At 37.5% G+C, this 15,207-nt stretch carries 16 protein-coding genes and 1 tRNA gene; 12 read left to right on the forward strand and 5 right to left on the reverse strand.

Annotated elements, in window-relative coordinates; all coding sequences use genetic code 11:
* Positions 1 to 317: 317 nt before the first annotated feature.
* The 5 genes from ACLI1A_RS02240 (at position 318) to ACLI1A_RS02260 (ending at position 3,133) form a co-directional block, all read left to right on the forward strand.
* A complete protein-coding gene (locus ACLI1A_RS02240) occupies positions 318 to 548 on the forward strand; it encodes a hypothetical protein (RefSeq protein WP_411405648.1) in 231 nt (76 codons plus the stop codon).
* Positions 548 to 865, forward strand: a complete 318-nt coding sequence (locus ACLI1A_RS02245; RefSeq protein ID WP_411405650.1) for a type II toxin-antitoxin system RelE/ParE family toxin — start codon at positions 548 to 550, stop codon at positions 863 to 865. The genes ACLI1A_RS02240 and ACLI1A_RS02245 overlap by 1 nt, the downstream gene beginning before the upstream one ends.
* 62 nt (positions 866 to 927) lie before the next feature.
* On the forward strand, positions 928 to 1,548 hold the full coding sequence (locus ACLI1A_RS02250; protein WP_411405652.1) for a hypothetical protein: 621 nt from the start codon (positions 928 to 930) through the stop codon (positions 1,546 to 1,548).
* A gap of 465 nt (positions 1,549 to 2,013) precedes the next feature.
* Positions 2,014 to 2,472 (forward strand): hypothetical protein, encoded by a 459-nt coding sequence (locus ACLI1A_RS02255; RefSeq protein WP_411405654.1) that lies wholly within the window; start codon positions 2,014 to 2,016, stop codon positions 2,470 to 2,472.
* A gap of 88 nt (positions 2,473 to 2,560) precedes the next feature.
* Positions 2,561 to 3,133: a TMEM175 family protein gene (locus ACLI1A_RS02260; protein ID WP_411405656.1), complete on the forward strand. Its 573-nt coding sequence runs from the start codon at positions 2,561 to 2,563 to the stop codon at positions 3,131 to 3,133.
* A 46-nt stretch (positions 3,134 to 3,179) separates the two neighbouring features.
* Here ACLI1A_RS02260 and ACLI1A_RS02265 read toward each other — a convergent pair whose 3' ends face one another.
* The 3 genes from ACLI1A_RS02265 to ACLI1A_RS02275 form a co-directional block, all read right to left on the reverse strand.
* Positions 3,180 to 3,746 carry a DUF4870 domain-containing protein gene (locus tag ACLI1A_RS02265; RefSeq protein ID WP_411405658.1) on the reverse strand — a complete coding sequence of 189 codons (567 nt, stop codon included), beginning with the start codon at positions 3,744 to 3,746 and terminating at the stop codon, positions 3,180 to 3,182.
* Positions 3,747 to 3,954: 208 nt separating this feature from the next.
* Positions 3,955 to 4,386: a ribose 5-phosphate isomerase B gene (rpiB, locus tag ACLI1A_RS02270; RefSeq protein WP_411405660.1), complete on the reverse strand. Its 432-nt coding sequence runs from the start codon at positions 4,384 to 4,386 to the stop codon at positions 3,955 to 3,957.
* 618 nt (positions 4,387 to 5,004) lie between these two features.
* Positions 5,005 to 5,244, reverse strand: coding sequence for a DUF2007 domain-containing protein (locus tag ACLI1A_RS02275; RefSeq protein WP_411405662.1), 240 nt, complete (start codon positions 5,242 to 5,244; stop codon positions 5,005 to 5,007).
* Positions 5,245 to 5,363: 119 nt separating this feature from the next.
* Between ACLI1A_RS02275 and rnr the strand changes: the two genes are divergently transcribed.
* The 4 genes from rnr (at position 5,364) to ACLI1A_RS02295 (ending at position 9,952) form a co-directional block, all read left to right on the forward strand.
* Positions 5,364 to 7,550, forward strand: a complete 2,187-nt coding sequence (rnr, locus tag ACLI1A_RS02280) for a ribonuclease R (RefSeq protein WP_411405664.1) — start codon at positions 5,364 to 5,366, stop codon at positions 7,548 to 7,550.
* Between the two features lie 181 nt (positions 7,551 to 7,731).
* On the forward strand, positions 7,732 to 8,403 hold the full coding sequence (locus ACLI1A_RS02285; protein ID WP_411405666.1) for a head GIN domain-containing protein: 672 nt from the start codon (positions 7,732 to 7,734) through the stop codon (positions 8,401 to 8,403).
* Between the two features lie 140 nt (positions 8,404 to 8,543).
* Positions 8,544 to 9,194 (forward strand): GIN domain-containing protein, encoded by a 651-nt coding sequence (locus tag ACLI1A_RS02290; protein WP_411405668.1) that lies wholly within the window; start codon positions 8,544 to 8,546, stop codon positions 9,192 to 9,194.
* Between the two features lie 80 nt (positions 9,195 to 9,274).
* Positions 9,275 to 9,952, forward strand: a complete 678-nt coding sequence (locus ACLI1A_RS02295) for a LysE family translocator (RefSeq protein WP_411405670.1) — start codon at positions 9,275 to 9,277, stop codon at positions 9,950 to 9,952.
* Between the two features lie 159 nt (positions 9,953 to 10,111).
* On the opposite strand, the gene ACLI1A_RS02300 is transcribed toward ACLI1A_RS02295, so the two are convergent.
* Both ACLI1A_RS02300 and folB read right to left on the reverse strand, forming a co-directional pair.
* Positions 10,112 to 10,185, reverse strand: a tRNA-Cys gene (locus ACLI1A_RS02300).
* Between the two features lie 134 nt (positions 10,186 to 10,319).
* Positions 10,320 to 10,679, reverse strand: a complete 360-nt coding sequence (gene folB / locus ACLI1A_RS02305) for a dihydroneopterin aldolase (RefSeq protein WP_411405673.1) — start codon at positions 10,677 to 10,679, stop codon at positions 10,320 to 10,322.
* 185 nt (positions 10,680 to 10,864) lie between these two features.
* Between folB and ACLI1A_RS02310 the strand changes: the two genes are divergently transcribed.
* From ACLI1A_RS02310 to ACLI1A_RS02320, 3 genes are all read left to right on the forward strand, one after another.
* Complete coding sequence (locus tag ACLI1A_RS02310) at positions 10,865 to 12,550, forward strand: glutamine--tRNA ligase/YqeY domain fusion protein (RefSeq protein ID WP_411405675.1); 1,686 nt, start codon at positions 10,865 to 10,867, stop codon at positions 12,548 to 12,550.
* Positions 12,551 to 12,860: 310 nt separating this feature from the next.
* Complete coding sequence (locus ACLI1A_RS02315) at positions 12,861 to 14,528, forward strand: family 43 glycosylhydrolase (protein ID WP_411405677.1); 1,668 nt, start codon at positions 12,861 to 12,863, stop codon at positions 14,526 to 14,528.
* A gap of 335 nt (positions 14,529 to 14,863) precedes the next feature.
* Entirely contained in the window at positions 14,864 to 15,199 is a 336-nt protein-coding gene (locus tag ACLI1A_RS02320; protein ID WP_411405679.1) for a YtxH domain-containing protein, read from the forward strand.
* The last annotated feature ends 8 nt before the right edge of the window (positions 15,200 to 15,207 follow it).

The raw sequence follows: 15,207 nt of genomic DNA on the forward strand, positions 1-15,207 counted from the left end.
TCAAATTTTTCATTTTTATCTATTTCATTATTCAGTAAAACTAAACCTGAATATCCACTTTTTATCGTAATCAATTTTTTTCTATATTTATATTCAAATCTTCATACAAAAGTTCAACTTCTTTTGGAATATGGCCCCGCTGGCGCGACCATCTTGCTCGTGCCAATTCTTAAACCAAAATACGAAATTTCTCGACTCCGTAAGCTGCGCTCGAAATGGAAAACTCAACCAATCACGCCCAAAAGCGGGATTTTTTTATTTACACTTAACTTAAACCAATTTGAAAATAGCTACCTTTGATAATAAATAATACTGCTATGGATTTACAAACCAGAAAAATAGAATTTATACAGGAATTCCTTAAACTTGAAAATGAGGAAATCATTGCTGTTTTGGAAGTTGTAATGAAACAGCAAACTTCCGGTAATGAAGACCATTTTAAACCCATGACTGTTGAAGAACTTAATGCAAGGATAGACAGGTCTGAAGACGATTTTAAAAATGGTAGATATAAAAGCAGTGCTGAACTTTTGGCGCGATTTAGGTAATGGATTATAAAATATTATGGTCTGATTACGCGGTATTTGAACTAAATAAAATATTTAATTATTACCTTGAGAAAGCAGGCTTCGGTGTTGCAGTGAAGATTTATACAACAATTGTATCTGAAGCTGACAGACTGTTAATAGACCCTGAAACTTATCCTTTTGAAGATGCTTTGCTAGACAGGGAAATACAATACCGTTATATTATCTGCGACAGTTATAAAATCATTTATTCAATAAACAAACCTTTGAAAGAAATTAAAATTGCAGATGTTTTTGATACAAGGCAAAATCCTTTTAAACTGAAAAGAACCAAATAATATCACGCCCACCAGCGTGATTTTTATTTTTACTACTTTTACTTTCGCAAAACCAACTAAAAATGAACTTCTTTAAAAAGCTTTTCAGTGTTAAGAGTAAACCTGAAAAACCACTACAGGATGAGGAAAGAAATAGCCCTCCAAATCTTACACTAAATCACAGCAATAAAGAAAAAGTTAACCTATTATACTTATCTGAACAAAACAATCCTTACCTGACAAATCTAATACAGGCACATAACAGTATAGATACGCTTAATTATAACCTCGCAGTAGTATGGGCATTGTCTTTAATGAAGAAAGGTAATGAAATGCCCAGTGTATTTATGCTGGCTTCGTTTGCCGAACCTATTGATGCTCTTGAAATACGTCCTTATATTAACGTTGCCCTAAATGACCTGAGCCTCAAAGAAATTGATGGTGAAGATGCTATACTTGCAGTGATTCGTTATTATGTTATGGAGATAGTTATAGATAATTCTTTAAGAAAAAGCTTAACGGAACTTAATGATTTATGCAATCAATACGACCATGGTTACGGTTTAAATCCTTTTTACCTCTTATACTACGCATGGTACGATCTTGACTACGGAGATGACAATTATTATTATGACGGCGCAACTCTTGATAATATTGAATCTTTAGTGAAAAAAGAAGCAAAAGAGTGGCTTGAAAAGCATTAACAATACCAATCACGCCCACCAGCGTGATTTTTTATTTTTATATACTTTCATTACTTTTATCTTTATAAAACCAACCTATATGAATTTCTGGAAAATAACCAACTTACTTGTTTTGTGTATCCTTGCAACAATTATAGGCTTAGGCACATTTTATAAGCACATAAGTTTTGGTATGGGGTTAGGAGATTGCGTTATAGGTTACCCGTTTATGTATATCGTTTTTATAACTCATACTATCCTGACCATTAAAAACTTTAAAAAAGATAGCAGATATTTTATGTGGCTTACATTTATCTTTTTGTGTATTACTGTTTTTATATGCCTTTGGGCTACTATATGGCGTAATAGTGAATATCCATGGAACGGAAAGCTTTTTTATAAATTCTAAAACCAATCACGCTGGTGGAAGTGATTTTTTTAAAACCTACCATAAAATTTTATATTTGTGTGCTTAATACCATACCAATGAAAAAGTTTTTAGCCTTACTGTTTGTTTCCGTTCTTTTTGTGTCCTGCGATATAACCGGCGAGGAAATAGGCCGTTTGCCCATTAACAAACTGAGTATTGGTTATCAGCATGTGTTTGCCAAAGAACTGACCCTGGATTTAAAAAAGGGTGAGGAGATAAGCATCTGGTCAGACATGGATGTGGAGTTTCAGGGCGAAATACAAACGCGTTTCAGGGTAAAGGTATACAAAGACAAGCTGCCTTATGACGAGCTGGATATAGATCCGTTTAAGAGTAATTTTATGATGAATGAGTTTTCTAGAACCATAAACGGCTATACCCAAACAAGCTTTAACGCTAAAAACCATGTGTTTACTGTAAAGGAAAATGGTAAGTATACCTTTGAGGGGATTTATACCCCGTTGGATTATTCTGAACTTAGGGTACACAAGGCCGAGCTGGTCTTTAAAAAATAGTTGGGATTCGCGCCACAGGCGCGATTTTTTTTTGACCCTTTAGCTGCAAAAAATTACTACTTTTATCGTCACCTAAAACCAAAAAATCATGCAAAAAGGAAGACTGGAAGCCTTTAGTGACGGCGTACTGGCTATCATCATCACCATTATGGTGCTGGAAATTAAAGTGCCGCACGGCACCGGTTTTGCCGTACTCCTACCCCTGATACCGGTATTCCTTAGTTATGTGCTTAGTTTTATTTATATAGGTATTTACTGGAACAACCACCACCACATGCTGCATACGGTAACCCGCGTTAGCGGCGGCATTTTGTGGGCCAACCTGTACCTGCTGTTTTGGTTGTCCCTGGTTCCGTTTGTTACCGGCTGGATGGGCGAAAACCATTTTGCCTGCGAAACCATGGCCTTGTACGGTTTTATTATGCTTATGTGTGCCGTGGCTTATTTTATACTGCAACGACAAATTATAAAATCACAGGGTAAAGAATCAGTATTAGGTAAAGCAATAGGTAAAGACCAAAAAGGAAACATATCGGCTTGCCTGTATATAGCGGGTATAGGCCTTAGCTGGGTAAGCAGCTGGCTATCGGGTTCTATGTATGTGCTGGTAGCGCTTATATGGCTTATCCCCGATAAACGTATAGAACGAACAGTGGAGTAAAACCCCAGTTGAGATAAACTAAAATCGCGCCTGTGGCGCGATTTTTTTATTTTATAATACGTATGGGTGCCGGATAATAGGTGCGTATTTTTCCTTTACTTACCTGTATGGCAACAACTATGGGATATATAAAGTTTATTATATACAGGGCTATAGCTGTATATACAAACCAATCAAAACGATCCCAGCCTTTGGTTATTTTTAGTATTACATAGGTTATAAAAAAGGCATTAGTAAGCACCGTCCATAATATCTGAAAATTAAGAAGGTTACTTCCCTGTTGCTGTACCAGCGAAATACGATCGCGTTTATTTAGCCATAAAATAAGCGGCAGTAGTATATTTCCAAAAGGTATAAGCACACCACTTAACACCGAAAGATGCAGGTATACCAGGTAACTATTGTCTTCTACTTTTCCGTAGTCCAGTATGTTTTCAACCGGTATATCGAGCGCTGCACAAATACCCTGAAGTGAGTTGCCACGTGGCTCAGTTTCGTCTTTTTCTATACGCTGTAGTGTACGCAGGTTTATGCCCGCACGTTCTGAAACTTCTTCCTGGGTAAGTCCTTTTTGTTTCCTTATTTCCGAAATTTTTTTGCCAATGGTAATCATGGTTTTTTGTTTTAAGATTATGCAGCAAAATTACCGTGGCAGGCAGGCCTGTTGTAACGGTTTTAATACGGCATTTTTACGGCATTTGTGTCAAACTATTGTAAAATAAGGGGTTTTTCATTCAATAGTATAAAAATACTAAACCTCTAAAAATGTAAATTCCGTCAACGTATTGACGGAATTTACATTAATTGAGTCAGTGACTGTATTACATACAAGGCATTTTATCTATCCTGGTTTGGTGGCGGCCACCTTCAAAAGCAGTAGTAAGAAAAGTATCTACCATAGCTATTGCCTGTTCTTTGCTGGTAAAACGTGCCGGTATGCTTAGTATGTTAGCATCGTTATGCTGACGTGCCAGTTCGGTAATTTCTTTGGTCCAGCATAGTGCAGCGCGAATTTTCTGGTGTTTGTTAGCAGTCATGGCAGCTCCGTTACCACTACCGCAGATAATGATACCAAATTCTACCACACCGTTTTCCACGTCGTTTGCTACAGGGTGTACAAAATCGGCATAGTCTACGCTGTCGGGCGTATCGGTTCCGTGGTTAATAACTTCGTATCCTTTAGCTTCAAGGTGGGCTACAATGGCTTTTTTGTATTCAGGTCCTGCGTGGTCGTTACCAATAGAAATTTTCATAGTTATGAATAGTGTGTTATTTATGGTGCAAAGGTATTACAAAACGGCAAATTGTGCATAAAGAAGTCAAATTATTAGTTTATAGGTACTTATGTACCCACGTAATAGTATAACAATAAAAATGTTAAAAAACAACAATGTTTATAAATTTTATAAAGTACTGAAAATAAAGGCTGTGTTTTTTAACTTGTTTTGTTGATAACTACAAAGTGAAAAATTAAAGATTTTTTTAATGTGTATCAAAATTTTTATAAGCAAAACGCAAACGAAATATGCAAGTGAATTTCTTTAAAATTTGTTGTGGAGTTATCAATACAATTCACACAGTTATTAACAGATATTAATGAGTGAAGTTATCCATAAAAACTATTGTAAACTTAAAATTAACCAATGTTAATAACCTCTAACGAAAAAAACGAAAACTCCTCATTTTTAAAAATTTACATTCTCTTAACATTGTTGAAACATTTGTATAAAATTGTATAACTCCATAAACAAGCCCCGCCGTAAAAAGTTATTCCACATTTCAACAAGCAATAATAATAATCATAAAGAAAGATTTTTAAAAAATTTCTTTTTTATTTTATAATGAGTGTTGAAAACTGTGAGCTGTTTTGGTTACACAATTTTTAGATGATTGTTATGATTGAAGTCTTCCAGGATTTGGTTTACGGTGTCCAGGTCGTTTTTGTGCACTTTTAGTTTTATGCCTCCAAGTGCGTGTGTATAAACGGGTACTACGGTAAGGGTGGTTTCGTTTTCGAAGTAAAACTGAAGGCCTGCTTCCTGTAATAGTAGTTTCAGTATTGTTATCTCGTGTGGATAAGTAAATACTGCAGCGGTAACAAATTGTTTCATAAATGGGTTATAATTAGCCTGTTCCGGTATAAAGTTAACCATTAAAACGTTATTATTTCTTTAAGGTGTCTTATAATTCTGATTGTTATTCGTACATTTCAGCATTATTAGAATGAATTATGAGTAAGAAGAATGGCAAACCAACTGCCAAAAAGGAAAAAGACTTTTCGAGAAAGATATACAAGATACTTGCCAAAGACCCCAACAAATCTTTTAATTATAAACAGATAGCAGCTGCACTGGAACTAAACGATACTAACAGCCGCAACCAGATTATAAAAGAACTGAAAATACTGGCTTCTAAAGAAAGTATAGAAGAAACGGAACGTGGTAAATACCGTGTACTAAGCAAGGCAGATTATACAGAAGGTACTATAGACATGACAAGCCGTAAAACAGCTTATTTTGTATCGCCTGATTTAGAAGAAGATGTGTTTATACCTACCAATAACCTGAATAAGGCATTGGATAAAGACAAAGTAAAAGTATACATATACAATAGACGCAAGGGCAGAAGGCCTGAAGGTGAAGTAGTAGAAATACTGGAACGTGCTAAAACCGAGTTTGTAGGGGTTATAGATATACAAAAGAATTTTGCGTTTGTAAGTACTGCAAACCCCAAGATGTATACCGATATTTTTATCCCGAAAGGGAAAATAGGCGATGCACAAAACGGAGATGTAGTATTGGTAAAGCTGGATGATTGGCCGGCTAAAGCCGACAGCCCGTTTGGTGAAGTACTAAAAGTACTTGGTAAACCCGGAGAGCACAATACAGAAATCCATGCCATACTTGCCGAATACGGGCTACCGTATGATTTTCCGGTAGATGTAGAGGTATTTGCACAAAAGCTTGATACCGAAATCCATGCCGATGAAATAGCCCGAAGAAGGGACATGAGGCAGATACTTACCTTTACCATAGACCCTAAGGATGCTAAAGATTTTGACGATGCACTGAGTTTCCAGAAGTTGCCAAATGGTAACTATGAAATTGGTATCCACATTGCCGATGTATCTCATTATTTACAGGAAGGTACCATACTCGACCAGGAGGCGTACAAGCGTGCCACATCGGTGTACCTGGTAGACAGGGTAGTACCCATGTTGCCTGAAGTGCTGAGTAACTTTGCCTGTTCGCTACGTCCGCACGAAGAAAAATATACCTTCTCAGCAGTATTTGAACTGAACGAAAGGGCAGAGGTGGTTAACCAGTGGTTTGGCCGTACGGTTATTTACAGTGATCAGCGTTTTGCTTACGAAGAGGCGCAGAATATTATAGAAACCAAAAGCGCTACTATACCGGCCGAAATATCCCTTACAGGTAATGAGTATACCGTAAGCGAAGATATTCGCTCAGCAACGCTTAAAATGGATGAGCTGGCCAAAATACTACGTCGTAAGCGTATGGCAAACGGTGCCATTTCATTTGATAAAGTTGAAGTGAAATTCCACCTGAATGAAAATGCCGAACCTACCGGGGTGTATTTTAAAATAGCCAAGGATGCTAACCACCTGATAGAAGAGTTTATGCTGCTGGCAAACCGTAAGGTGGCTGAATTTATAGGTAAGCAAAAACCGGAAAAAACCTTTGTATACCGTATACACGATGAACCCGATGAAGATAAGCTGATAAACCTGCAAACAGTGATTGCCAAGTTTGGTTATAAAATCAACTTTAAGTCGAAAGACACGGTTAGTAAATCACTGAATAACCTGCTTAGTGAAGTTCAGGGCAAAAAAGAACAAAACCTTGTTGATACCCTGGCCATACGAAGCATGAGCAAGGCAAAATACAGTACAGAGAACATAGGCCACTACGGACTTGCATTTGATTATTATTCGCATTTTACATCGCCTATACGAAGGTATCCCGATGTTATGGCGCACAGGCTGTTACAGCACTACCTTGACGGAGGAAAGTCTGCCGATGCCGAGAAGTATGAAGAACAGTGTGTACATTCCAGCAATATGGAAAACCTTGCTGCAAATGCTGAGCGCGACAGTATAAAATACATGCAGGTAAAATACATGCTGGACCACAAGGACCAGGAATTCCTGGGTGTAATTTCGGGTGTAACCGAATGGGGTATCTATGTAGAAATTATGTCGAATAAATGTGAGGGTATGTGCCGCATACGTGAAATTAAAGATGATTACTACACCTTTGATGATAAACAGTATGCTCTTGTAGGCGAGGTTACTAAAAACCTGTTACAGCTGGGTGACGAAGTTTGGGTTAAGGTAAAAAATGCCGACCTTGTAAAGAAACAGCTTGATTTTACTTTTCTGAGAAAGAACGAATAGTAATATTTAAACAATAAAATAAACCACTGATATTTAGTACTTAAAATAATTTTTAAGGAAAGTATCAGTGGTTTTTCTTTTATAAAACTTTTGAAAAAAGTGTAACAAATATTTAACGGCATTGTCTTTGTAGTTAATGTTACTTTGTAAGTAAAATAGCAACAATCAGAAATCACAGGATATGAAAAAACTAATTTTAATAGCAATTTTAGGCATCAGCCAGTTTATGGCGGCACAGGTATCACAAAATCTGGGTGATTTTACTGTAGTACGCGCGTTTGACAGGATAAACATTACCCTGAAAAAATCTACCGAAAATAAGATAGACATAAGGGGTAACCAGGCCGAGAACGTGGAAGTTGTAAACAAAAACGGCGAGCTGAAGGTACGCATGAAAGTAAGCAAGATGTTTAACGGCGACAATATAGAAGCTGTAATCTACTATACAGGAAAATTAGACCGTATTGAAGCAAGCGAAGGTGCCAGTATAAGCTCTTCAGATAAGTTTAGTGCTACAGCCTTTGAATTAAGTGCTAAAGAAGGCGCTATTATATCGCTTAAGCTCGATGTAGACAAACTTACCACAAGGGTTAATTCGGGAGGATTAATTACCGTGCAGGGTAAGGCTACAAACCATGATGTTACCATGACATCGGGTGCTACACTTAAGGCTGAAGAACTGAAAACTTCTCAAACCGAAATAACCCTTAATGCCGGTGGTAAAGCTGATATTACAGCTACTGATTATGTAAATGCCAAAACCCGTGCTGGGGGTGATATAAGGATACACGGACAACCAAAACAGGTGGACCAGAAAACCATAGCCGGAGGCAACATAAACATTGTAAAATAGCCTTGTTTTAAAACTTATAGATTTCCCTGTAGAGTACTTTTCTTTACAGGGAAATTTTTTTATTTAAAAGTGTAACAGTTTGTAAATTAGTACAGTCTTTAGTTGTAAATAATCTAATCAAAAAACTTAAAATTATTTGTATGAAAACAACTTTAGTAATTGCTGCGCTTGCCTTTATTAACCTGGCTGCAGCACAAAAAACAAGAGAGCTAAAAGAGTTTAAAACCCTTACTGTAGGCTCTGATGTACATGTTACGCTAATAAAATCAAACCAAAACAAACTGGTTATCAACAGGAATAGCGATGACGAACCTGAGATAGCTAACGAAGGTAACAGTCTTGCTATAAAAGGTGGAGACGATGCTGAAATCACTGTTTATTTTACTGCTGATTTAGAAAACATTACAGCTGCATCTGACGCTAAGATTGTATGCAAAGATGAAATTAAAACAGCTTCACTTACCATTACGATGGCTTCTGATGCTGAACTGGAAATAAAAGTAAATGTGAAAAAACTCAGCACGGCTGCAAATTCTGATGCTATAGTTACTATAAGCGGAAAAGCTGGTGAGCATACAGCAACCTACTCGTCTGATGCGCAACTGAATGCCGAAAAGCTACTTACCGATACTACATCAATAGTAATGTCGTCTGATGCTTCGGCAGAAATCAACGCAAAAGATATAGTAAATGCTACTGTGTCATCAGATGCTTCTCTTAAAATATACGGTGACCCAAAGAAAGTAAATGAGGTAAAAGGCAGTGATGCCGAAATCGTAGTTATTAGATAATCAATTACGAAAAATAACAAAAAACACTCATTTTTTTAGTTAAGTTAAAAAAACGTATCTTGCATCATTAAACCGACTTAATGATACAGGACATTCTTAGCGCTATTCCACTGGGTTTCTTTTTAAGCATAATGCCGGGAGCAGTATTTTTTGTACTTCTGGAAACCAGTGTTTTAAAAGGTTTTAAGGCCGCTTTAGCCTTTGACCTTGGTGCTATTTCTTCTGATGTAGTTTTTATACTTATAGCCTATTTCAGTAGCTATAAATTACTCGAAAAAATAAAAGACGAGCCTGCCTTATTCATTTTTGGCGGGCTTGTTATGTTTACATACGGCTTTATTTCGCTTATGAAATTAAAAAAAGTAAGCAAAAATGAACTGGTAGATGAAGCCAGTAAAGACATTATCCGTAAAGATTACCTAAGTCTGTTTATAAAAGGTTTCCTGCTAAATTTTATAAACATTGGCGTGCTGGGTTTTTGGCTTGCTATTATTATTACCTGGGGGCCAAAACTGGATATGGTTCCGTCGCGCATATTTGTGTTTTTTGTGGCGGTAATACTGGCTTATTTTGTAATAGATTTGGGTAAAATTACCCTGGCCAAACAATTGCGCAGTAAGCTTACCACAAGAAATATTATGAAAATAAAGCAGGGGATAAGTATCATCCTTATGATATTTGGGCTTGCATTGCTGTTTCAGGGCTGGTTTCCATCTGAAATGAAGCAAACCATCAATACTATCGAAAACTCCCACTAACAGCTTTATTTTTGGTTTCTTTTTCCATGTCGACCGAAACACAGCTGTGCGGAGACATCTTTTCCGATTTATACTTTAAGTTTTATCCTATTTGCTTTTCTACAAACGTAAATGGAATAAAACAAAAAAGCCCTCATTTCTGAGAGCTTTTTACCACTGTGGAGGCATCTAGCGGATTCGAACCGCTGTAGCAGGTTTTGCAGACCTGTGCCTAGCCGCTCGGCCAAGATGCCATTATTTTGGTTGGCAAATGTACATAAATTTTTAAATTTTACCACATTTACACCATATTTGTACCCCACTTTTTTATAATAAATTGATTATAAATACCTTTCATTTAAAATTTATAATTCAAAATTTAAAATAATTACGCCCTGAACTCCTCTACCTGTATGGTTACAGCCTCTACATCGCCGCCAATAGGAGGGTTAATTTTACTAACAGCAACAACTATACGGCTTACTGCGGGTATTTCGGCAAATATTCTTTTTACGATACGCTGTGCTACATGTTCCAGCAGCTTACTGCGTATGGCCATTTCTTCTACCACTATACGGTTCAGTTGTACATAGTCTACGGTATCGGCCAGCTCATCAGTAACCATGCTCTTGCGTAAATCTGCTTTAATTTCCAGGTCTACACGATAATCACTGCCTATTTTTGCCTCTTCTTCAAGACAACCGTGGTACGAAAAAGTGCGTATGTTTTGTAGTTTAATAATACCCATTTTACTTATAAAGTATAAAGTTTTAAGGGTATAAAGGTACAAATAAGTGAGAAAGTCTAAAGTCATAAAGTTTTTAAAGTCCTGTTATGATACTATGATGGTATTTCATTGACTTTATGACTTTAGACTTTACGACATTACAGACTAATTTAATTACATTTGCAGTCTTAATAATCAAAAAAGATATGTCAACCGAAGAGCGTTCGCTGAATTTTATCGAACAAATCATAGAGGAAGATCTGGCTAATGGTTTTCCTAAAGACAAACTACGTTTCCGTTTTCCACCGGAGCCAAACGGTTATCTGCACGTGGGGCATGCCAGCTCTATCTGCCTTAACTTTGGTTTGGGTCTTAGGTATAATGCCCCTGTAAACCTGCGTTTTGACGATACTAACCCTGCCAAAGAAGAGCAGGAGTATGTAGATGCTATAAAGCGCGATGTAGAGTGGCTGGGCTTTAAATGGGCAGAGGAGCGCTATGCGTCTGATTATTTCCAGGAGCTGTATGACTGGGCCGTAACGTTTGTAAAAAACGGTAAGGCTTATGTAGACAGCCAAAGCTCTGAGGATATGGCAAAACAAAAAGGTACACCAAGCCAGCCGGGTACCGAAAGCCCTTATCGTAACCGCAGTGTAGAAGAAAACCTTAGTCTGTTTGAAGCCATGAAAAATGGTGAATTTGAGGAAGGTACACACGTGCTGCGTGCTAAGATAGATATGGCCAGCAGCAACATGCTGATGCGCGATCCTATTATGTACCGTATACTACACAAACATCATCACCGTAGTGGCGATAAGTGGTGCGTATACCCTATGTACGACTGGGCACACGGAGAGAGTGATTATATAGAGGCAGTATCGCACTCGCTTTGTACACTGGAGTTTATGATGCACAGGGAACTGTATGACTGGTTCCTTGACCAAATATATGATAGCAAAGAAACACGCCCTAAACAGCGTGAATTTGCCCGTCGTAACCTTAGCCACACTGTTGTAAGTAAGCGTAAGCTACTGCAACTGGTTCAGGAAAAATATGTTACAGGATGGGATGATCCGCGTATGAGTACCATTAGCGGTATGCGTCGCAGGGGTTATCCGCCACAAGCAATAGTTAACTTTGCCGATACCATAGGTATTGCTAAGCGTACTAACCTTATAGACGTTAGTGTACTGGAATTCTGTGTACGTGAACAACTTAACAAAACTGCGCCGCGTGTTATGGCGGTGCTTGATCCTGTTAAGCTGGTTATTACTAATTACCCTGAAGGTCATGAAGAATGGCTGGAAGCAGAGAACAACCCTGAAGATGAAGCAGCCGGTAACCGTGATGTACCATTCAGCCGTGAGTTGTACATAGAGCGAGAAGACTTTATGGAGAATGCTAACAGCAAATACTTCCGTCTTACGCTTGGTAAAGAAGTTCGTTTAAAGAATGCCTACATCATTAAAGGCGAAAGCGTAGTAAAAGATGCTGATGGTAACATTACAGAAATCCATGCCACGTATGATGCTGATAGTAGGAGTGGTAGCGGTAGCGAAGCAAGCCTTCGTAAGATAAAAGGTACTATTCACTGGGTGTCTGTACAACACGCTATTAAGGCAGAAGTACGTATTTATGACCGTCTGTTTACTCATGAAAATCCCGATGGTGATAAAGAGGTAGACTTTAAAGAATACATCAATCCTAACTCTCTAAGTGTGATTACAGGCTATTTAGAGCCTTCACTTAAGAGTGCCGAGGCAGGGGAGAGGTATCAGTTTCAACGCCTTGGGTATTTCTGTGTAGATACCGATACTAATGCCGAAAAATTGGTTTTCAATAAGACTGTAGGTCTTAGAGATACCTGGGCAAAAGTAGAAAGCAAAGAGTAATTACTTTTTACATATTAGTACTTGAAACTCCCGTATTCTGCGGGAGTTTCTTATTTATTTTATTTTGTAGTAAAATATTTATGAATATTTTTTCGAAAACGTTATAATTATTAAAATATTTTACTAATTTCACAAATGTAAATAATACACTTATTATTTACAATAAATGAGAAAAATTTAGAATTCCCGGAAGTAAGAGTTAATGTTGAAGGACCAGTAAATACGTTGCATTGCAAGCGTAGCAGATTTTTATTGCCTTTTTTTAAGGTGTTTTTAGTTCATTAGTTTATAACCAAACTCTATATTTTTTATGAATCTAAAACCAAATTTCAGCTCCGGAAGTAACCTTATGAGGTTCATTTTCAATCTTTTTTTACTATTAAGTGTAAGTTTGATTTACGCACAGCCAGGCATACACGATCCTTCTTCCACCATTAAAAATACCGATGGCAGGTATTGGCATTTTGCTACCGGTAACGGTATTTACACCATTTCTTCTTCTACCACAGATTTTTCAAGCTGGCAAACCGAAAACACGGTGTTTGCATCGGGTACATGGCCCAGCTGGATAGCCAGTTACGTTACCGGTTTTGCAGGTAATTTCTGGGCCCCCGAAGTGGTAAAAATAGGCAGTACGTATTACTGTTATTATTCTTGTGCGGGCACCGGTGCCCCGGCTGCAATAGGCTTAGCTACAGCTACTAACCTTTCGGGTCCGTGGACAGATAAAGGTATGATTGTAGCCGGTAATAACTGTATAGACCCTGCTATACTTATTGATGGTACTAATATGTACATGACCTATGGCAACTGGCAAAGTGGTATAGACATGATACAGCTAAACTACAGTACAGGACTTCGTTTAGGAACAAGCCATTGGGATCTAATAGCAGGCGAAGTAGAAGGTCCCGGCATTATGAAACATGGTAGCTATTACTACCTTTTCTTTCAGCGTGGACTATGCTGTAGTGGTGTAAACTCAGGGTATTACATGCAGGTAGGCCGTGCTTCCAGCCCTACAGGGCCGTATTATGACCAAAATGGTATAGACCTGATGAACACTGGTGGTACTACTTTTTTACCTAATAAAAATGGCAGATATATAGGCCCTGGCCATTTTGGTTATGGTGAATCTACGCTTAGTTACCATTTTTATGACGGTAATGATAACGGTGCTCCTAAGCTAATGACGGCTACCATAGGCTGGAGCAATGACTGGCCGGTGGCAAGTACATTTAGCCCAATTGTAGTAAATGGTACCTATAAGTTAAAGAATGTTGCAAGCGGTAAATACCTTGATAATCTGGGTGCTACAACAGATGGAGCCAATGTGGTGCAATGGGCCAGCAGTTCTAGTAATAACCAGCGTTGGGTAATAACCTATTCGGGTAGTGGTTATTATAAACTTAAGTGTGTTACCGGTGGTAAATACCTTGATAGTGTGGGTGCTACTGCCGATGGGTCTAACGTGGGCCAGTGGACTGGTGGTACAAGTTACAACCAACAGTGGGCTATAGTAGCGGCGGGTCCTTACTATAAGCTTATAAATCGTACTAATGGTAAATGCCTGGATACAGGAGGATTAACAGCCGATGGTTCTATACTGCAGCACTGGTACAGTAATGTAAGCATAAACCAGCAGTGGGTGCTGGAATATATAAGTAGCAGTACCAGTAAAATGGCCGAAACTAAACCGGAAAAGGAAGAAGTTACAGTAAACGATAATACTTTTTTTGCAACGCCAAATCCTGTAAAAGGTAATATGTTTCAGTTGCATGCTTTTAACAAATTTAAAGCAGATATAAATATTACTATTGTTAACCTTGCCGGGCAAGTGGTTTACACAGAAAATATAAAAGGCCAGGATTCAGGGTTGATGGAGTATACTATAGATGCTTCCGGTTTTGCTTCGGGAATTTATATGGTAAACTTAAACACAGGTAACGAAACCAAATCACTAAAATTAGTCAGGAATTAAGTTTTTTCATAAATGTTAGTTTTTATAAGGCTATCTTATTTTTCTAATGAGAATTATAAGGTAGCTTTATTATTTTTAAAATCTATTATATTTTAAAATTTGATAGATGTATTATATTAAAAGTGACTTTTATATTTTACTTCTAATCAATTTTTAAAAATAGCTAATGCTATTTATCATTTACTATTATAAACCTTCGGGAAATCGCCTTATTTTAATTTTGTATGTTTTTTATGCCTAAATTAACCACTTATTAACATCAGGGCTGTGTTAAAATTCCCTACCTTTATAATAGTTAATTCAAAACCGATTTTTAATCATTAAAATTTATAATTATGGCTGGTAAAACATCAACAATTGTAGCCGTACTTGCCGGTGCGGCTGTAGGGGCAGCTTTAGGAATTTTATTTGCTCCTGATGAAGGTAGTAAAACAAGAAAAAAAATTAAAGACGGTGCTACCCAAAAGGCAGATGAGCTGAAAAACAAAATTGGCGATTTTACAGAAACGGTAAAAAGCAAATTTGGTTATGCAAGCCAGGATATTGAAGCCGGACTTGATAAGCTTGTAGCAAATGTAGAAGACAAAGCAGAAGAAGTTATTGCTACCCTTGAAAAAAAGCTTGAAGAGCTTAAGAACAATGCCAAGGCTTCTACGCCATCGGCTAACTAATTTTAGTA

The organism is Flavobacterium sp. RHBU_3, assembly GCF_046613565.1.
In the GTDB taxonomy this organism is placed as follows: Bacteria; Bacteroidota; Bacteroidia; order Flavobacteriales; family Flavobacteriaceae; genus Flavobacterium.